22 protein-coding genes are annotated in these 15,944 nt (G+C 57.0%); 12 read left to right on the top strand and 10 right to left on the bottom strand.

What is annotated here, in order from left to right; genetic code table 11:
* The first annotated feature begins 114 nt into the window (after nucleotides 1–114).
* Entirely contained in the window at nucleotides 115–297 is a 183-nt protein-coding gene (locus ACODS3_RS00915; protein ID WP_200994626.1) for a type II toxin-antitoxin system HicA family toxin, read from the top strand.
* A gap of 148 nt (nucleotides 298–445) precedes the next feature.
* Nucleotides 446–847 (top strand): type II toxin-antitoxin system HicB family antitoxin, encoded by a 402-nt coding sequence (locus ACODS3_RS00910; RefSeq protein WP_201018790.1) that lies wholly within the window; start codon nucleotides 446–448, stop codon nucleotides 845–847.
* 114 nt (nucleotides 848–961) lie between these two features.
* Here the strand turns inward: ACODS3_RS00910 and ACODS3_RS00905 are convergent, their stop codons facing one another.
* From ACODS3_RS00905 to ACODS3_RS00860, 10 genes are all read right to left on the bottom strand, one after another.
* Nucleotides 962–1,234, bottom strand: coding sequence for an HPr family phosphocarrier protein (locus ACODS3_RS00905; protein ID WP_201018791.1), 273 nt, complete (start codon nucleotides 1,232–1,234; stop codon nucleotides 962–964).
* A 16-nt stretch (nucleotides 1,235–1,250) separates the two neighbouring features.
* Nucleotides 1,251–2,108 carry an RNase adapter RapZ gene (gene rapZ / locus ACODS3_RS00900; protein ID WP_201005778.1) on the bottom strand — a complete coding sequence of 286 codons (858 nt, stop codon included), beginning with the start codon at nucleotides 2,106–2,108 and terminating at the stop codon, nucleotides 1,251–1,253.
* Between the two features lie 2 nt (nucleotides 2,109–2,110).
* A complete protein-coding gene (gene ptsN / locus ACODS3_RS00895; RefSeq protein WP_201005777.1) occupies nucleotides 2,111–2,575 on the bottom strand; it encodes a PTS IIA-like nitrogen regulatory protein PtsN in 465 nt (154 codons plus the stop codon).
* An 11-nt stretch (nucleotides 2,576–2,586) separates the two neighbouring features.
* Nucleotides 2,587–2,895: a ribosome hibernation-promoting factor, HPF/YfiA family gene (hpf, locus tag ACODS3_RS00890; RefSeq protein ID WP_025261779.1), complete on the bottom strand. Its 309-nt coding sequence runs from the start codon at nucleotides 2,893–2,895 to the stop codon at nucleotides 2,587–2,589.
* A 76-nt stretch (nucleotides 2,896–2,971) separates the two neighbouring features.
* A complete protein-coding gene (locus ACODS3_RS00885) occupies nucleotides 2,972–4,465 on the bottom strand; it encodes an RNA polymerase factor sigma-54 (protein ID WP_201005776.1) in 1,494 nt (497 codons plus the stop codon).
* 184 nt (nucleotides 4,466–4,649) lie between these two features.
* Complete coding sequence (lptB, locus tag ACODS3_RS00880) at nucleotides 4,650–5,375, bottom strand: LPS export ABC transporter ATP-binding protein (protein WP_201005775.1); 726 nt, start codon at nucleotides 5,373–5,375, stop codon at nucleotides 4,650–4,652.
* Nucleotides 5,376–5,921 carry a lipopolysaccharide transport periplasmic protein LptA gene (lptA, locus tag ACODS3_RS00875; RefSeq protein WP_201005774.1) on the bottom strand — a complete coding sequence of 182 codons (546 nt, stop codon included), beginning with the start codon at nucleotides 5,919–5,921 and terminating at the stop codon, nucleotides 5,376–5,378.
* Nucleotides 5,908–6,480: an LPS export ABC transporter periplasmic protein LptC gene (gene lptC, locus ACODS3_RS00870; protein ID WP_201018792.1), complete on the bottom strand. Its 573-nt coding sequence runs from the start codon at nucleotides 6,478–6,480 to the stop codon at nucleotides 5,908–5,910. Before lptC ends, lptA begins: the two co-directional genes overlap by 14 nt.
* Before the next feature lie 12 nt (nucleotides 6,481–6,492).
* Complete coding sequence (locus ACODS3_RS00865) at nucleotides 6,493–6,645, bottom strand: hypothetical protein (protein WP_201018793.1); 153 nt, start codon at nucleotides 6,643–6,645, stop codon at nucleotides 6,493–6,495.
* Nucleotides 6,645–7,619 carry a KpsF/GutQ family sugar-phosphate isomerase gene (locus ACODS3_RS00860; protein WP_489032842.1) on the bottom strand — a complete coding sequence of 325 codons (975 nt, stop codon included), beginning with the start codon at nucleotides 7,617–7,619 and terminating at the stop codon, nucleotides 6,645–6,647. The genes ACODS3_RS00865 and ACODS3_RS00860 overlap by 1 nt, the downstream gene beginning before the upstream one ends.
* A gap of 317 nt (nucleotides 7,620–7,936) precedes the next feature.
* Here ACODS3_RS00860 and ACODS3_RS00855 point away from each other — a divergent pair, with 317 nt between their 5' ends.
* From ACODS3_RS00855 to hisC, 10 genes are all read left to right on the top strand, one after another.
* Nucleotides 7,937–8,746, top strand: coding sequence for an ATP-binding cassette domain-containing protein (locus ACODS3_RS00855; protein ID WP_201005768.1), 810 nt, complete (start codon nucleotides 7,937–7,939; stop codon nucleotides 8,744–8,746).
* Nucleotides 8,746–9,543, top strand: coding sequence for a lipid asymmetry maintenance ABC transporter permease subunit MlaE (mlaE, locus tag ACODS3_RS00850; protein ID WP_201005767.1), 798 nt, complete (start codon nucleotides 8,746–8,748; stop codon nucleotides 9,541–9,543). The genes ACODS3_RS00855 and mlaE overlap by 1 nt, the downstream gene beginning before the upstream one ends.
* Nucleotides 9,543–10,010 (top strand): outer membrane lipid asymmetry maintenance protein MlaD, encoded by a 468-nt coding sequence (gene mlaD / locus ACODS3_RS00845; protein ID WP_201005766.1) that lies wholly within the window; start codon nucleotides 9,543–9,545, stop codon nucleotides 10,008–10,010. The genes mlaE and mlaD overlap by 1 nt, the downstream gene beginning before the upstream one ends.
* A gap of 10 nt (nucleotides 10,011–10,020) precedes the next feature.
* Nucleotides 10,021–10,674 (top strand): MlaC/ttg2D family ABC transporter substrate-binding protein, encoded by a 654-nt coding sequence (locus ACODS3_RS00840; RefSeq protein WP_201005765.1) that lies wholly within the window; start codon nucleotides 10,021–10,023, stop codon nucleotides 10,672–10,674.
* The gene (locus ACODS3_RS00835) at nucleotides 10,671–10,976 is read left to right on the top strand and encodes an STAS domain-containing protein (protein WP_201018795.1); all 306 of its coding nucleotides are present in this window, start codon (nucleotides 10,671–10,673) and stop codon (nucleotides 10,974–10,976) included. Before ACODS3_RS00840 ends, ACODS3_RS00835 begins: the two co-directional genes overlap by 4 nt.
* A 114-nt stretch (nucleotides 10,977–11,090) precedes the next feature.
* Nucleotides 11,091–11,330 (top strand): BolA family protein, encoded by a 240-nt coding sequence (locus ACODS3_RS00830; RefSeq protein ID WP_025261768.1) that lies wholly within the window; start codon nucleotides 11,091–11,093, stop codon nucleotides 11,328–11,330.
* A 22-nt stretch (nucleotides 11,331–11,352) separates the two neighbouring features.
* A complete protein-coding gene (murA, locus tag ACODS3_RS00825) occupies nucleotides 11,353–12,618 on the top strand; it encodes a UDP-N-acetylglucosamine 1-carboxyvinyltransferase (RefSeq protein WP_025261767.1) in 1,266 nt (421 codons plus the stop codon).
* Between the two features lie 159 nt (nucleotides 12,619–12,777).
* Nucleotides 12,778–13,413, top strand: a complete 636-nt coding sequence (hisG, locus tag ACODS3_RS00820; protein WP_201005761.1) for an ATP phosphoribosyltransferase — start codon at nucleotides 12,778–12,780, stop codon at nucleotides 13,411–13,413.
* Between the two features lie 123 nt (nucleotides 13,414–13,536).
* Nucleotides 13,537–14,883 carry a histidinol dehydrogenase gene (gene hisD, locus ACODS3_RS00815; protein WP_201018796.1) on the top strand — a complete coding sequence of 449 codons (1,347 nt, stop codon included), beginning with the start codon at nucleotides 13,537–13,539 and terminating at the stop codon, nucleotides 14,881–14,883.
* The gene (gene hisC, locus ACODS3_RS00810; protein WP_201018797.1) at nucleotides 14,883–15,935 is read left to right on the top strand and encodes a histidinol-phosphate transaminase; all 1,053 of its coding nucleotides are present in this window, start codon (nucleotides 14,883–14,885) and stop codon (nucleotides 15,933–15,935) included. The genes hisD and hisC overlap by 1 nt, the downstream gene beginning before the upstream one ends.
* The last annotated feature ends 9 nt before the right edge of the window (nucleotides 15,936–15,944 follow it).

Below are 15,944 nucleotides of genomic sequence, written 5' to 3'. Positions count from 1 at the left end.
GGGGCGCCAGTCGTGAGAGCGCGGGTAAAATTATTGTGTATCGTGTGTATTCTGCTTTGACGAAGCCATTATGCGTGTGTATCGTACACAACATAAGGCGTGATGAGTGGGCAGATGCGAAGTCGAGATTTGATTGAAATGATTGAGGCGGATGGATGGTTTGAAGTGGCGGTGAAGGGAAGTCATCATCAGTTCAAACATCCAACCAAAAAAGGCCGGGTAACTGTTCCGCACCCCAAGTCTGAAATAGCTAAAGGAACGCTACACAACATATTGAAAAGCGCCGGCCTGAAGTGAGTACGGAGTGACTACCGAATGTCCGGTAGGGTGTCAGTAAAGTGGTGCTGGGCGACTGATTGGCCTTACGGGGCTCTCAAATCTACAGTTACTGCTCTCAAGGGCTCTGTGTAACGAGCGCTTTAATTCTCAAGGGAGAATTACGTTAATGAAATTCCCAGTTGTAATACATAAAGATGCTGACTCTGATTTTAGTGTGACTGTGCCCGATGTGCCTGGATGCTTCTCGGCCGGTACCTCCTTCTCGCAAGCGCTTGAAAATGTACATGAAGCACTGGCGCTGCACCTGGAGGGGCTCGTTGCTGATGATGAGGCTTTACCTCGGGCGCAAGAAGTAGACGCGCATCTCGGTAATCCGGATTACGCAGATGGCATATGGGCTTTGGTTGATTTCGACTTGACCCCTTATCTGGGGAAGTCGGTGAGGTTTAACGCTTCTCTGCCGGAGCATCTTCTGAACAGGATTGATGAAAAGGTTCAGAAGGATCACCGCTACGCTTCGCGATCAGGCTTTCTGGCCACTGCTGCATTACGCGAGTTGTGTACCTGATTGAGCAACATGTCAATCGGCGTAATGCTGATCAGTCAAGGTGAAGTGCGCGGCCAAGGCCCCCACCACGGATTTTGCCCCAGCCTCTTCACTGCCTGGCATTAGCCAGTCGCCTTACTCGCCTTCATCGAACTTGTTATTGATGAGTTCGACCAGCCCGTCCAGGGCGTCCTGCTCGCCTTCGCCTTCGGTCAGCAGATGAATGTCCGTGCCTTTGCCGGCAGCCAGCATCATCACGGCCATGATGCTTTTGCCGTCGACCATGCTGTCCGGTGAGCGGCCAACTCTGATCTGGCAGGGAAACTTGCCTGCGACGCCCACGAACTTGGCGGCAGCTCGGGCATGCAGGCCCAGTTTGTTGATGATGGTGATTTGACGAGCGGGCATCGCAGTGAAAATCCTTTCAGCTTAGGTCGCGGTGGCGGACCTGAACGTTCTTGAGTGATTGTTGCAGCACCTGACCCAGACGTTCTGTCAGGTAGACGGAGCGGTGATGCCCGCCTGTGCAGCCAATGGCAATGGTGACGTATGAGCGGTTGCTGGCAGCGAAGCGAGGCAGCCATTTGTTGAGGTAGGAAAAAATGTCCTGGAACATCTCCTCGACATCAGGCTGTGCTGCCAGGTATTCGACAACGGGAGCGTCAAGGCCGGAGTAGTCGCGTAGTTCCGGCTTCCAGTATGGATTGGGCAGGCAGCGAACATCGAACACCAAGTCCGCATCTACAGGCATGCCACGCTTGAAGCCAAACGATTCGATCAGGAAGGCGGTACCGGCCTCGGGCCTGTTCAGCAGGCGAAGCTTGATGGTATCGCGCAGTTGATAGAGGTTCAGGTGTGTGGTGTTGATCTTGAGGTCGGCCAGATCGATGATCGGCCCCAGCAACGTCGTTTCGTCGTGTATGGCCTCGGCCAATGAGCGATTGGCTGTGCTCAGGGGGTGACGACGGCGTGTTTCGGAGAACCGCTTGAGCAAGGTCGCTTCGTCGGCATCCAGATAAAGAATGTCGCACTGGATATTGCGTGCACGAACCTCGGCGAGCATTTGCGGGAAGCGCGTCAAGTGGCTCGGGAGGTTGCGTGCATCAATGGACACCGCCAGCAGCGGTTCGGCCAGTTCGGTGTTTATCAGGGCGCGTTCGGCCAGTTCAGGCAGCAGGCCGGCAGGGAGGTTGTCAACGCAATAGAAACCGTTGTCCTCCAGTACATCCAGAGCTGTGCTCTTGCCGGAGCCTGAGCGACCACTGACGACGATCATGCGCATGATCAGTTACCGTTCTGTACGTCCAGCACCACTTTATAAAGCGTTTCACCGCTTTCGGCACTGCGTAGGCGGTCACGTACTTCTGTGCGGTCAAGCATACTGGCTATCTGGCGCAGCAGCTCCAGGTGTTCATCGGTAGCAGCTTCCGGGACGAGCAGGACGAATAGCAGGTCTACCGGGGCGCCATCGATGGCGTCGAAATCGATGGGGGATTCCAGGCGCATAACAGCGCTGACAGGCGTTTCACAGCCTGCAAGGCGGCAATGGGGGATGGCAATGCCGTTGCCGAAACCGGTAGATCCCAGTTTTTCGCGGGCAACAAGGCTTTCAAACACACTTTGCTGATCCATGCTCGGTACTTCACGACCGATCAGGTTGGCAATTTGTTCGAGTACACGTTTTTTACTGCCGCCCGACACGTTCACGCATGAACGGCCGGGGGTCAGGATATTTTCAAGTCGGATCATTGGGATGAGTGTCAGCGAGCTGTCGCACCTTTAAGGATGTTCTGCTGCTTCTCCTTATGCTTGAGCAATTGTCTGTCGAGCTTATCAGTGAGAAGGTCGATTGCCGCGTACATGTCGTCATGTTCGGCGTTGGCTACGACCTCTCCACCATGGATGTGCAGAGTGGCTTCGATTTTCTGTTTCAGCTTCTCGACAGCCAGCGTGACCTGCACATTAGTAATCTTGTCAAAATGCCCTTCGAGCTTCTTGAGCTTGAGCTCAACGTATTCACGAAGGGGCTTGGTCACTTCCAGTTGGTGTCCACTGATATTGACTTGCATACAGCTTTCTCCTTTGCCAGTGCATAAAGAGGCAGGTGTTGAGTCCTGCCGCTGGAACGCTGTGGCTCTGCCTGCATCACATCAGTCGCTTGCGTTCACTCGAAGGTGCAATCCCCAGTGATTCGCGGTACTTGGCAACTGTGCGACGGGCTACTTGAATGCCTTGTGCCTCCAGTAAACCAGCGATCTTGCTATCACTCAACGGCTTTTTCTGATTTTCGGCAGCAACCAGTTTTTTAATGATTGCGCGGATAGCTGTCGAAGAGCATTCGCCGCCTTCGGAGGTGCTTACGTGGCTGGAAAAGAAGTATTTCAGCTCGTAAATGCCCCGTGGGGTGTGCATGAACTTCTGAGTGGTCACGCGGGAAATCGTCGACTCGTGCATGCCTACCGCTTCGGCGATGTCATGCAGGACGAGCGGTTTCATGGCCTCATCGCCGTATTCGAGAAAACCGCGCTGGTGCTCGACGATCTGGGTGGCAACCTTCATCAGTGTTTCGTTGCGGCTTTGCAGGCTCTTGATGAACCAGCGTGCTTCCTGCAACTGGTTGCGCATGAAGGTGTTGTCGGCGCTGGTGTCGGCACGGCGCACGAATCCGGCGTACTGAGGGTTGACGCGCAGGCGCGGTACCGACTCCTGATTCAGCTCTACCAGCCAGCGCTCGTTGTCCTTGCGTACGATCACGTCGGGCACGACGTATTCGGCTTCTGTGGACTCGATCTGGGAGCCGGGGCGAGGATTAAGGCTCTGGACCAGTTCGATGACCTGGCGCAGTTCGTCTTCCTTGAGCTTCATGCGGCGCATGAGCTGCGTATAGTCGCGGCTGCCCAGCAGATCGATGTAGTCGGTTACCAGGCGCTGGGCTTCTGCCAGCCAGCGGGTTTTTACCGGCAACTGACGCAGTTGCAGCAACAGGCATTCGCTCAGGTTGCGAGCGCCGATACCAGCGGGTTCAAATTGCTGAATGCGGTGCAGAACGGCTTCGATTTCGTCGAGTTCGATATCCAGCTCGGGGTCGAAGGCTTCGACTATCTCTTCGAGGGTTTCGTCGAGATAACCCTGGTTATTGATGCAGTCGATCAGGGTGACGGCAATCAGCCGGTCCTTGTCGGACATCGGCGCGACATTCAATTGCCATAGCAGGTGGCTTTGCAGGCTTTCGCCAGCGGATGTACGGGTGGTGAAGTCCCATTCATCGTCATCGTTGCTGGGCAGGCTGCTGGCGCTGGTCTGATAGACATCTTCCCAGGCGGTGTCGACAGGTAATTCGTTTGGAATGCGTTCGTTCCACTCGCCGTCTTCCAGGTTATCCACAGTCGGTGCGGTTTCCTGGTAGCTGGGTTCCTGAACGTCTGTATTGGGCTTTTGCTCGATGTTGTCAGCCAGAGGGTCGGAGTTGTCGAAGTCGTCGCCTTCTTCCTGACGTTCCAGCATAGGGTTGGATTCCAGTGCTTCCTGAATCTCTTGCTGGAGGTCCAGGGTCGATAACTGGAGCAAGCGGATAGCCTGTTGCAGCTGCGGCGTCATCGTCAGCTGCTGGCCCATTCTCAAGACTAGCGATGGTTTCATGGCAGGGGCTAAACACCTTATTCGCCGGCGCACATGCGCCATCCACTACAGGGCGCCGAAGCGCCAGCTTAAGCAAGTTATATGCCTGAATCTGAAGTGTTTGCCTAGAGCATCATGACAAAAAATGCATTGTCAACAGGATGTCCAGGCAAAGCTCGCATCAAAAGAGCTCACACAGGGTCGACTACAGGCGGAACTCGTGGCCGAGGTAGACTTCTTTCACCAACTGGTTGGCCAGAATGGTTTGCGAGTCGCCTTCGGCAATCAGTTGTCCATCGTTGACGATGTAAGCGGTTTCGCAGATATCCAGGGTTTCGCGGACGTTGTGATCGGTGATCAGCACGCCGATGCCCTTGGCTTTCAGGTGATGAATGATCTGTTTGATATCGCCCACCGAGATGGGGTCAACGCCTGCGAAAGGCTCATCGAGCAGGATGAACTTGGGGGCGGTGGCCAGTGCGCGGGCAATTTCCACGCGGCGACGTTCGCCACCCGAAAGGCTCATGCCCAGGTTGTCGCGGATATGGGTGATGTGGAATTCCTGAAGCAGGCTTTCCAGCTCCTTGCGACGTGCAGCGCCGTCGAGTTCCTTGCGGGTTTCAAGGATGGCCATGATGTTGTCGGCCACGGACAGCTTGCGGAAGATCGAGGCTTCCTGTGGCAGGTAGCCAATACCGGCACGGGCGCGCCCGTGCATCGGCTGGTGGCTGACATCGAGGTCGTCGATCAGGACGCGGCCCTGATCGGCCTGTACCAGGCCGACAATCATGTAGAAGCAGGTCGTCTTGCCTGCACCGTTAGGGCCGAGCAAGCCTACGATCTGACCGCTGTCGATGGACAGGCTGACATCGCGTACGACCTGACGACTCTTGTAGCTTTTAGCCAGGTGCTGGGCTTTAAGCGTCGCCATTTACTGGGCCTTCTGCTGTTCGGTTTTCTTTTTGGGCTGGATGACCATGTCGATCCGCGGGCGTGGCGCAGTCACTTTGGAGCCGCCATTGGCGCGGCCGGCAGTGACGATCTGCTTCACAGTGTCGTAGACGATCTTCTCGCCTTCGGAGGTGTTGCCGTCATTGATGACCTTGGCCTTGTCGATCAGCACGATGCGGTCTTGTGCCGCGTAATACTGGATGGTCACGCCATAAGCCTGCACGATCGGCTTGTCTACCGAGGGTTTCTGCTCGTAATAGGCAAGGTTGCCGACGGAGGTGAATACGTCGACTTCGCCTTGGGCATTACGAGTGATGGTCACGGTGTTGCCGGTGATCTTCATCGAACCCTGAGTGATGATGACGTTACCTTTGTAGGTGGCAACGCCTTTCTTGTCATCGAGCTGCGCGTCGTCAGACTGGATGTGGATAGGCTGATCGCGGTCGGTTGGCAGGGACCAGGCGCTCGGGCTTCCCAGTGCTGCGCCCAGGCCGAGCAAAAAAGGAAGAGTTTTAACGAGACTCATACTGTCCTCTTACGTTGGACAGCAGGTCCATCCTGCCGTCGTTCAAATACGCTTTCATTCCCTTGGCTGTCGTTACACCGCCAGCGGCGTCGATTCTAACGATTTGCTCGGTCTGCGCATATTGCTTCTGTGGGAATACGGTCATACGGCTACTGGTAATGATAGTCGTACGTTGTTTTTCGTCGGTGCGTGCAACACGTACCGAATCGATCAGTTCGACCTCTGTGCCGCCAGGCGAAACTTCGCCGCGTTCACTCTGGACGTGCCACGGGAACAGGGTGCCGCGGTACATATGCAGATCGGGCTTGGTCAGCAGGGTCACATCCGTGGCCTTGACGTGTTCGACCTTGTCTGCGGTCATGTCGTATTGCATCTTGCCGTCGGGCAGGTACTGCACGCTATGGGCATTGATGGCGTAATAGTCGATAGCGGTGTCGTCTTTTGTGGCGACAGGCTGATCCATGAAGCTTTCCGGGCTTATGTTCCAGTAGCCCGCTGCGGCAAGCAGCAGCGCCAGCACCCCGAAAAGCAGAAACGTACGAACTTTCTTGTTGAACATAAAAAATGGCTTCTATAAGGAGGCGGATTGGGCTGCTTCGAGGCTGCCCTGTTCGCGACTGACATGCCGGATCAATGGCAAGTCTGGCAGATCGTCGGCCGGATAGGTGACTTGTTCATGCTCATGGCCCGGATTCGGGGCTTTCGCAAACAGGGTGGCGGCCATTACATGACACCCGCACGCAGGAGATCCTGCAGGTTGAACGCACCTACCGGGTGGTCGTTGGCGTCGACGACGATCAGGGCGCTGATCTTGTGATCCTCCATGATCTTCAGGGCTTCGGCTGCAAGCATGTCTGGGCGGGCCGTCTTGCCGTGAATCGTCATGACTTCATCAATAGTGGTTTCGCGAATATCGATCGGACGATCCAGCGTGCGGCGCAGGTCGCCGTCGGTGAAGATCCCGGCCAGCTTGCCGTCGGCGTCGACGATTGCGGTCATGCCCAGGCCCTTGCGGGTCATTTCAAGCAGTGCATCGCGTAGCGGGGTGCCGCGCTGTACCTTGGGCAGGGTGTCGCCGGTATGCATGACGTTCTCGACTTTCAGCAGCAGGCGTCGACCCAATGCACCTCCAGGGTGCGAGAACGCAAAGTCTTCGGCGGTAAAGCCACGGGCTTCAAGCAGGGCAACTGCCAGAGCATCGCCCATCACGAGAGCGGCGGTTGTCGATGACGTTGGCGCCAGGTTCAGCGGACAGGCTTCGTGTTCCACCTGAACGTTGAGGTTGACGTCGGCGGCCTTGGCCATGACTGAGTTCGGGTTGCCGGTCACGCTGATCATCTGGATGCCCAGGCGCTTGATCAGTGGCAACAGCGTGACGATTTCGTTGGTCGTGCCGGAGTTGGACAGAGCCAGAATGATGTCGTCACGGGTAATCATGCCCATGTCGCCATGGCTGGCTTCGGCTGGATGCACGAAATACGAGGTCGTGCCGGTGCTTGCCAGGGTGGCGGCGATCTTTCTGCCGATGTGCCCGGACTTGCCCATGCCGACCACTACGACACGTCCCTTGCTGGCCAGAATCATTTCGCACGCGCGCACGAAATCGCCATCGAGATGGCCAAGCAAGCCTTGTATGGCTTCCATTTCGAGGCGGATGGTTCGTTGCGCGGATTGAGTCAGGTCGCTGGATCGGCTCATATCTTGAATTAGTCGGCTTGCTGAAAGGCGGCGATTATAGCGGTAATGTACGATTCCCTCACGTCTGATCGTCATGGAGTTGTATTCGGGGCGGCTTGTTCAGCTTTTCAGGTTTATTGCAAGGGCTGTCCTGAGGTTTATTTCAACATGCAAAGGGTGTCTGCAAGGTGCGTCAGGGTATCTAACAAACAGGTTCTCTTCTTGGGTGGCGTGCTGCTGCGGTGATATAGTTCGCGGCTTGTTCGGCTGGCCCGCACTGTCTGTCTCTCGTCAGAGCACGACAGGAGAAGGGAGAGGCTGTATCGCAAGGAGTTTAGATGAGCGCCGATGACGCCTACGCGGTCGATTTGAAAGGTGTGTCCTTCAAACGCGGCACGCGCAGCATATTCAGTAATGTCGATATCCGTATTCCCAGAGGGAAGGTCACCGGGATCATGGGGCCTTCCGGCTGTGGCAAGACTACCTTGCTGCGTCTGATGGGTGCGCAGTTGCGCCCAAGTGCAGGCGAGGTCTGGGTCAATGGCCAGAACCTGCCCGAGCTGTCACGCAGCGATCTGTTCGATGCGCGCAAGAACATGGGCGTCCTGTTTCAGAGCGGCGCGTTGTTCACCGATCTGGATGTGTTCGAGAACGTTGCATTTCCCTTGCGCGTTCACACCGAGTTACCGGAAGAGATGATCCGCGACATTGTCCTGCTCAAATTGCAGGCAGTAGGTTTGCGTGGGGCTCTGGAGCTGATGCCTGACGAATTGTCCGGCGGCATGAAGCGCCGTGTGGCGCTTGCCCGTGCAATCGCTCTCGACCCGCAGATTCTCATGTACGACGAACCCTTTGTCGGGCAGGACCCGATAGCCATGGGGGTGCTGGTTCGTCTGATCCGTTTGCTCAACGATGCGCTGGGGATAACCAGCATCGTGGTGTCTCATGATCTTTCAGAGACGGCAAGTATCGCGGATTACCTGTACGTCGTCGGAGACGGGCAGGTGTTGGGGCAGGGTACGCCGCAGGAATTGATGTCCTCGGATAATCCGCGCATTCGTCAGTTCATGACCGGCGAGCCGGACGGCCCCGTTCCGTTTCACTATCCGGCACCGGATTTTCGTGAAGATCTTTTGGGGAAGCGCTGATGCGCAATAAGTCATTGCTGGACCGTATCCGCCTGTTTGGGCGTTCGGCCATTGATACCGTGGCAGTGCTGGGGCGATCCGGCATCTTCCTGGGCCATGCTCTGGTAGGGCGTGGTGGCATCGGCGGCGGTTTTTCGCTGTTGATCAAGCAGTTGTATTCTGTGGGCGTGATGTCTCTGGTCATCATCGTCGTGTCCGGTATTTTCATTGGCATGGTGCTGGCGCTTCAGGGGTTCAGCATCCTCGCCAGATACGGTTCGGAGCAGGCGGTGGGCCAGATGGTCGCATTGACCCTGCTGCGCGAGCTTGGCCCGGTGGTCACTGCGCTGCTGTTCGCCGGGCGTGCAGGCTCCGCACTGACTGCGGAGATCGGCAACATGAAATCCACCGAGCAGCTGTCGAGCCTTGAGATGATCGGGGTCGATCCGCTCAAGTACATCATTGCGCCACGCCTGTGGGCCGGGTTCATTTCCCTGCCGCTGCTGGCGATCATTTTCAGTGTGGTCGGAATCTGGGGTGGCTCTTGGGTCGCTATCGACTGGCTGGGCGTCTATGAAGGCTCCTTCTGGGCGAACATGCAGAGCAGCGTTTCCTTCACCAGTGATGTGCTCAATGGTGTTATCAAAAGTGTCGTCTTTGCCTTCGTGGTGACCTGGATTGCTGTGTTCCAGGGCTATGACTGTGAGCCCACTTCCGAGGGCATCAGTCGGGCTACGACCAAAACGGTTGTATATGCCTCGCTGGCAGTGCTGGGCCTCGACTTTATTCTGACCGCCTTGATGTTTGGAGATTTCTGATGCAAAACCGCGCAATCGAAACCGGTGTCGGCCTGTTCCTGCTGGCCGGGATCCTGGCTTTGCTATTGCTCGCCCTGCGTGTCAGCGGCTTGAGCGCCAGTGCGACCAATGACAGCTATAAACTTTACGCTTACTTCGACAATATCGCCGGTTTGACTGTCAGAGCCAAGGTGAGCATGGCGGGTGTCCCGATTGGCCGTGTAACGGCAATCGATCTGGATCGTGACACCTTTACCGGTCGTGTAACGCTGGAGATCCAGAAGAAGGTGGACAACCTGCCTTCCGACTCCACGGCCTCGATCCTGACCGCCGGCTTGCTGGGTGAAAAATACATTGGTATCAGCGTGGGCGGTGACCAGGCTCTGCTCAAGGATGGAAGTACGATCCATGACACGCAGTCATCGCTTGTGCTGGAAGACCTGATCGGGAAATTCCTGCTCAATACCGTGAGTAAAGAAGCCAAATGAGGAGCTTTAAATGATCTCTATCCTGCGCCGTGGTCTGCTGGTATTGCTGGCCGTGCTGCCCATGATGGCAAATGCGGCGACAACTCCGTCTGCTCATGACCTGGTAGATCGCACCACCAAGGAGTTGCTGAGCGACCTGGCCAGCAATAAAGAGCAGTACAAATCCAATCCGAGCGCGTTCTACGATGCCTTGAACCGTATCGTTGGCCCGGTGGTTGACGCTGACGGCATTTCCAGAAGCATCATGACCGTCAAGTATTCTCGCAAGGCTTCGCCTGAGCAGATGCAGCGCTTCCAGGAAAACTTCAAGCGCAGCCTGATGCAGTTCTATGGCAATGCGTTGCTTGAGTACAACAACCAGGGCATTACCGTTTCGCCAGCCAAGGATGAGGGTGCGGACCGCACCAGCGTCGACATGCAGGTAAAAGGCAATAACGGCGCGGTCTATCCTGTTTCCTACACCCTTGAGAAAATCAACGGTGAGTGGAAGGTTCGTAACGTCATCATCAATGGCATCAACATCGGCAAGCTGTTCCGTGATCAGTTCGCCGACGCCATGCAGCGTAATGGCAACGACCTGGACAAGACCATCGATGGCTGGGCAGGTGAAGTCGCCAAGGCCAAGGAAGTGACGACCGAAGCTGCGCAGAAGTCGGCGCAATGAGTGAGTCTGCCGTAAGCCTTGGTTCGCCGGGTCAATTGCAGCTGACGGGCGTGCTGGATTACCGTAGCGGGCCGCAACTGCGCAAGCAGGGCGCGGCCCTCATCAAGTCCAGCGATGCGTCGAACCTGATTCTGGACTGCTCCGGTGTGGTGAAGTCCAGCAGTGTAGGCCTTGCCTTGTTGCTGGCGTTCATGCGTGACGCCAAGGATGCAGGCAAGTCGGTCAGCGTGCAGTCATTGCCTGAGGATATGCGGGAAATTGCCCGGGTATCGGGCTTGAGCGAGCTTTTGGACATTCATTAATAGCGGTTATCGGAAAAGCCCTTTGTCTGGCGCCCCGTCGTTGGGGTTCGCATAGCATGGGCTTTTTTGTATGATGGCCGACCCGCGCGCGTAGGGCGCCGATCGAGGTTAAGCATGCAGGCTGTAGAAGTTAAGAGCTTCCTTGAAGGAAAGCTGCCCGAAATCCAGGTGGAAGTTGAAGGCCAAGGCTGCAATTTCCAGCTGAACATCATTAGTGACGAGATGGCCAGCCTGAGCCCCGTCAAGCGTCAGCAAAACATCTATGCCCATCTGAACCCTTGGATTGCCGATGGCAGTATCCACGCGGTCACTATGAAATTTTTCAGCCGCGCTGCCTGGGCCGAGCGCACCTGAGCCAATTGGTGTCGAGATTCTAATGGATAAATTGATTATTACCGGCGGCGTTCGTCTTGATGGCGAAATTCGCATTTCCGGGGCAAAGAACTCCGCCCTGCCGATCCTCTCGGCAACATTGCTGGCCGATGGGCCTGTAGTTGTTCAGAACCTGCCGCACCTGCACGACATCACCACCATGATCGAGCTGTTCGGTCGGATGGGCATCGAGCCTGTGATCGACGAAAAACTCAGCGTCGAGATCGACCCGCGCACCATCAAGACACTGGTTGCGCCGTACGAGCTGGTGAAAACCATGCGTGCGTCGATTCTGGTGCTGGGGCCGATGGTTGCCCGTTTCGGTGAAGCTGAAGTCGCACTCCCTGGCGGCTGCGCCATCGGTTCGCGTCCGGTTGACCTGCACATCCGTGGCCTTGAAGCCATGGGCGCAATCATTGATGTCGAAGGTGGCTACATCAAGGCCAAGGCCCCTGAAGGCGGCCTGCGTGGTGCCAACTTCTTCTTCGATACCGTGAGCGTGACCGGTACCGAGAACATCATGATGGCTGCCAGCCTGGCAAACGGCCGCAGCGTCCTGCAAAACGCCGCTCGCGAGCCTGAAGTCGTCGATCTGGCGAACTTCCTGATCGCCATGGGGGCGAAAATCCAGGGTGCCGGTACCGATACCATCACCATTGATGGCGTGAAGCGCCTGGGGTCAGCGACTTATAAAGTCATGCCGGACCGTATCGAAACCGGTACTTACCTGGTTGCCGCTGCTGCCACCGGTGGCCGGGTCAAGGTCAAGGACACCGACCCAACGATTCTTGAGGCGGTATTGCTCAAGCTTCAGGAAGCCGGCGCTGAAATCACCAGCGGCGAAGACTGGATCGAGCTGAACATGCACGGCAAGCGCCCCAAGGCGGTCAACGTGCGTACTGCGCCTTACCCGGCGTTCCCGACCGATATGCAGGCGCAGTTCATCTCGCTCAACGCTATCGCGGAAGGCACTGGTGCGGTTATCGAAACCATCTTTGAAAACCGCTTCATGCACGTCTATGAAATGCATCGCATGGGCGCGCATATTCAGGTTGAAGGCAACACTGCAATCGTGACCGGAACCGAAGTGCTCAAGGGCGCGCCTGTGATGGCGACCGACCTGCGTGCATCGGCCAGTCTGGTGATCTCGGCGCTGGTTGCTCAGGGCGATACTCTGATCGATCGCATCTACCACATCGACCGTGGTTACGAGTGCATCGAAGAGAAGCTGCAAATGCTGGGTGCCAAGATCCGTCGCGTTCCGGGCTAGTAGCATGTGGCTCTGCTGCCCCTGGGGGAGTGGAGCCACCTGATTCATGCTGGTGCGATTTCTGATTCGTTTTACCTTGAGCCAGTAGTATCGGGCTCAAGTGTTGCTCTGGGCCACCTGCGCAGGGCAAAAGTTTCCTGATAAGGACTTACGTTTTCCATGTTGACCATCGCACTGTCCAAGGGCCGTATCCTCGACGATACACTGCCGCTTCTTGCCGAAGCGGGCATTGTGCCGACCGAGAATCCGGACAAGAGCCGCAAGCTGATCATCCCCACGACTCAAGACGACGTACGCCTGCTGATCGTGCGCGCTACCGATGTGCCGACCTATGTCGAGCATGGCGCTGCCGATCTGGGTGTTGCGGGCAAGGATGTGTTGATGGAGTACAGCGGCCAGGGGTTGTATGAGCCGCTGGATCTGCAGATTGCCAAGTGCAAGCTCATGACCGCAGGAGCCATTGGCGCAGCCGAGCCAAAAGGCCGCCTGCGTGTGGCGACCAAGTTCGTGAATGTTGCCAAGCGTTATTACGCCGAGCAGGGTCGTCAGGTCGATATCATCAAGCTCTATGGCTCGATGGAACTGGCTCCGCTGATCGGTCTGGCCGACAAGATCATCGACGTGGTCGACACTGGCAACACCTTGCGCGCCAACGGTCTTGAGCCCCAGGAACTGATCGCAACCATCAGTTCGCGTCTGGTGGTGAACAAGGCTTCGATGAAAATGCAGCATGCGCGCATCCAGGCGCTCATCGACACACTGCGCAAGGCAGTGGAGTCGCGACACCGCAGCTGATCTGATTGCGCGGCCTTGAGTCGCGTCCAGCTATCCGTGTCATAGCCAAATTTCTCAGGTGCCTGCGCGGATAGCTTGGTAGCTTATGGCACCTGAGCATCCGCCACTTATTGAGATATCGCTATGACCACTCCCACTGCAATACGCCGACTCGATGCTGCCGATCCGGATTTCGCACGACATCTGGATCATCTGCTGAGCTGGGAAAGTGTGTCTGACGATTCGGTCAACCAGCGTGTGCTCGACATCATCAAGGCCGTGCGTGAGCGTGGTGACGCCGCCCTGGTCGAGTTCACCCAGCGTTTCGATGGCCTGCAAGTGGCGTCGATGGCTGACCTTATCCTGCCTCGCGAGCGCCTGGAACTGGCGCTGACACGCATTTCCCCGGCCCAGCGCCAGGCGCTGGAAACGGCTGCCGCCCGGGTGCGCAGCTACCACGAAAAGCAGAAGCAGGACTCCTGGAGCTACACCGAAGCCGATGGCACGGTGCTTGGCCAGAAAGTCACGCCTCTGGATCGTGCTGGCCTGTACGTGCCAGGTGGCAAGGCCTCTTATCCTTCATCGGTATTGATGAATGCCATTCCGGCGAAAGTGGCCGGCGTGACTGAAGTGGTCATGGTCGTGCCGACTCCGCGTGGCGAGATCAACGAGCTGGTACTGGCCGCTGCCTGCATCGCTGGTGTGGATCGCGTCTTCACCATTGGTGGCGCGCAGGCCGTTGCCGCACTGGCGTACGGGACTGAAAGCGTGCCTCAGGTCGATAAAGTCGTCGGCCCCGGCAACATTTATGTCGCCACTGCCAAGCGCCATGTGTTCGGTCAGGTCGGCATCGACATGATTGCCGGGCCTTCGGAAATCCTCGTGGTGTGCGATGGCCAGACCGATCCGGACTGGATTGCCATGGACCTGTTCTCCCAGGCCGAGCACGACGAGGACGCCCAGGCGATTCTGGTCAGCCCCGATGCCGAGTTCCTCGACAAGGTTGCCGCCAGCATCACCCGTTTGCTGCCGACCATGGAGCGTGCTGCCATCGTCGAAACCTCGATCAACGGCCGCGGTGCCTTGATCAAGGTGGCCGACATGCAGCAAGCCATCGATGTCGCCAACCGTATCGCGCCGGAACACCTTGAGCTGTCGGTTGCCGATCCTGAGGCCTGGCTGCCGCAGATTCGTCATGCCGGTGCGATTTTCATGGGACGCCACACGTCCGAGGCATTGGGTGACTACTGCGCCGGTCCGAACCATGTGCTGCCGACTTCCGGCACTGCGCGTTTCTCTTCGCCGCTGGGTGTCTATGACTTCCAGAAGCGTTCATCGATCATCTACTGCTCGCCGCAAGGCGCATCCGAGCTGGGCAAGACCGCTTCGATCCTGGCCCGTGGCGAATCGTTGACCGGCCATGCTCGCAGTGCCGAGTACCGTATCACCGATACCAACTGGAGTGCGGGCAGCACAGAGGAAGGCAAGTAATGAGTAAATTCTGGAGTCCTTTCGTCAGCAGTCTGGTGCCTTATGTGCCGGGTGAGCAGCCGAAGCTGACCAAGTTGGTCAAGCTCAATACCAATGAAAACCCTTACGGCCCTTCGCCCAAGGCGCTTGAGGCGATGCGGGCTGCATTGACCGATGATCTGCGTCTGTACCCGGATCCCAACAGCGACCTGCTCAAGCAGGCGGTTGCTGGCTATTACGGCGTACAAGCCAGCCAGGTGTTCCTGGGCAATGGTTCCGATGAAGTGCTGGCGCACATTTTCCACGCACTGTTCCAGCACGATAAGCCGTTGCTGTTCCCGGATATCAGCTACAGCTTCTATCCGGTCTACTGCGGTCTGTACGGCATTGACTATGACGCTGTCGCACTGGACGAAAAGTTCCAGATTCGCGTGGCCGATTATGCCAGGCCGAACGCCGGCATCATCTTCCCGAATCCGAACGCACCCACCGGCTGCCTGCTGCCGCTGGAAGCGGTCGAGCAGATCGTCAAGGCCAGCCCGGATTCGGTCGTGGTGGTCGATGAGGCGTATGTCGATTTTGGCGGTGAAACGGCGATAGCGCTGGTTGACCGTTATCCGAACCTGCTGGTGACCCAGACGTTGTCCAAGTCCCGTTCACTGGCCGGGCTGCGGGTCGGGTTTGCGGTAGGTCATCCTGATCTGATCGAGGCATTGGAGCGAGTCAAGAACAGCTTCAACTCCTACCCTCTGGATCGTCTGGCGATTGTCGGTGCGACCGCAGCCTTCGAAGATCGGGAGCACTTCGATTTTACCCGTAATGCGGTGATCGCCAGCCGTGAGGCATTGGTCGAGAAGCTGGAAGGTATTGGCTTTGAAGTGCTGCCTTCGGCGGCCAACTTCATCTTTGCCCGCCACCCGCAACATGATGCGGCAGGCCTGGCAGCGAAGCTGCGCGAGCAGGGCGTTATCGTGCGTCACTTCAAACAGGAGCGCATTGCCCAGTTCCTGCGTATCAGCATCGGTACGGCTGAGCAGAATCAGGCCTTGCTGGATGGGTTGAGCGGGATCTAGTTCTTTCGC

The sequence above is a fragment of the Pseudomonas sp. FG43 genome, assembly GCF_057809175.1.
Note: the sequence above shows the minus strand (reverse complement) of the source record. Positions and strands in the feature narration are given on the sequence as shown.

Coding starts and splice junctions, on each gene's coding strand:
- ACODS3_RS00915 (WP_200994626.1), top strand. CDS start 115: ATGCGAAGTCGAGATTTGATTGAAATGATTGAGGCGGATGGATGGTTT.
- lptA (WP_201005774.1), bottom strand. CDS start 5,921: ATGAGTCTCGTTAAAACTCTTCCTTTTTTGCTCGGCCTGGGCGCAGCA.
- ACODS3_RS00905 (WP_201018791.1), bottom strand. CDS start 1,234: ATGCCCGCTCGTCAAATCACCATCATCAACAAACTGGGCCTGCATGCC.
- ACODS3_RS00840 (WP_201005765.1), top strand. CDS start 10,021: ATGATCTCTATCCTGCGCCGTGGTCTGCTGGTATTGCTGGCCGTGCTG.
- ACODS3_RS00830 (WP_025261768.1), top strand. CDS start 11,091: ATGCAGGCTGTAGAAGTTAAGAGCTTCCTTGAAGGAAAGCTGCCCGAA.
- hpf (WP_025261779.1), bottom strand. CDS start 2,895: ATGCAAGTCAATATCAGTGGACACCAACTGGAAGTGACCAAGCCCCTT.
- ptsN (WP_201005777.1), bottom strand. CDS start 2,575: ATGATCCGACTTGAAAATATCCTGACCCCCGGCCGTTCATGCGTGAAC.
- lptB (WP_201005775.1), bottom strand. CDS start 5,375: ATGGCGACGCTTAAAGCCCAGCACCTGGCTAAAAGCTACAAGAGTCGT.
- mlaE (WP_201005767.1), top strand. CDS start 8,746: ATGCGCAATAAGTCATTGCTGGACCGTATCCGCCTGTTTGGGCGTTCG.
- lptC (WP_201018792.1), bottom strand. CDS start 6,480: ATGTTCAACAAGAAAGTTCGTACGTTTCTGCTTTTCGGGGTGCTGGCG.
- ACODS3_RS00865 (WP_201018793.1), bottom strand. CDS start 6,645: ATGGCCGCCACCCTGTTTGCGAAAGCCCCGAATCCGGGCCATGAGCAT.
- murA (WP_025261767.1), top strand. CDS start 11,353: ATGGATAAATTGATTATTACCGGCGGCGTTCGTCTTGATGGCGAAATT.
- ACODS3_RS00835 (WP_201018795.1), top strand. CDS start 10,671: ATGAGTGAGTCTGCCGTAAGCCTTGGTTCGCCGGGTCAATTGCAGCTG.
- hisG (WP_201005761.1), top strand. CDS start 12,778: ATGTTGACCATCGCACTGTCCAAGGGCCGTATCCTCGACGATACACTG.
- ACODS3_RS00910 (WP_201018790.1), top strand. CDS start 446: ATGAAATTCCCAGTTGTAATACATAAAGATGCTGACTCTGATTTTAGT.
- hisD (WP_201018796.1), top strand. CDS start 13,537: ATGACCACTCCCACTGCAATACGCCGACTCGATGCTGCCGATCCGGAT.
- rapZ (WP_201005778.1), bottom strand. CDS start 2,108: ATGCGCATGATCGTCGTCAGTGGTCGCTCAGGCTCCGGCAAGAGCACA.
- ACODS3_RS00860 (WP_489032842.1), bottom strand. CDS start 7,619: ATGAGCCGATCCAGCGACCTGACTCAATCCGCGCAACGAACCATCCGC.
- ACODS3_RS00855 (WP_201005768.1), top strand. CDS start 7,937: ATGAGCGCCGATGACGCCTACGCGGTCGATTTGAAAGGTGTGTCCTTC.
- hisC (WP_201018797.1), top strand. CDS start 14,883: ATGAGTAAATTCTGGAGTCCTTTCGTCAGCAGTCTGGTGCCTTATGTG.
- ACODS3_RS00885 (WP_201005776.1), bottom strand. CDS start 4,465: ATGAAACCATCGCTAGTCTTGAGAATGGGCCAGCAGCTGACGATGACG.
- mlaD (WP_201005766.1), top strand. CDS start 9,543: ATGCAAAACCGCGCAATCGAAACCGGTGTCGGCCTGTTCCTGCTGGCC.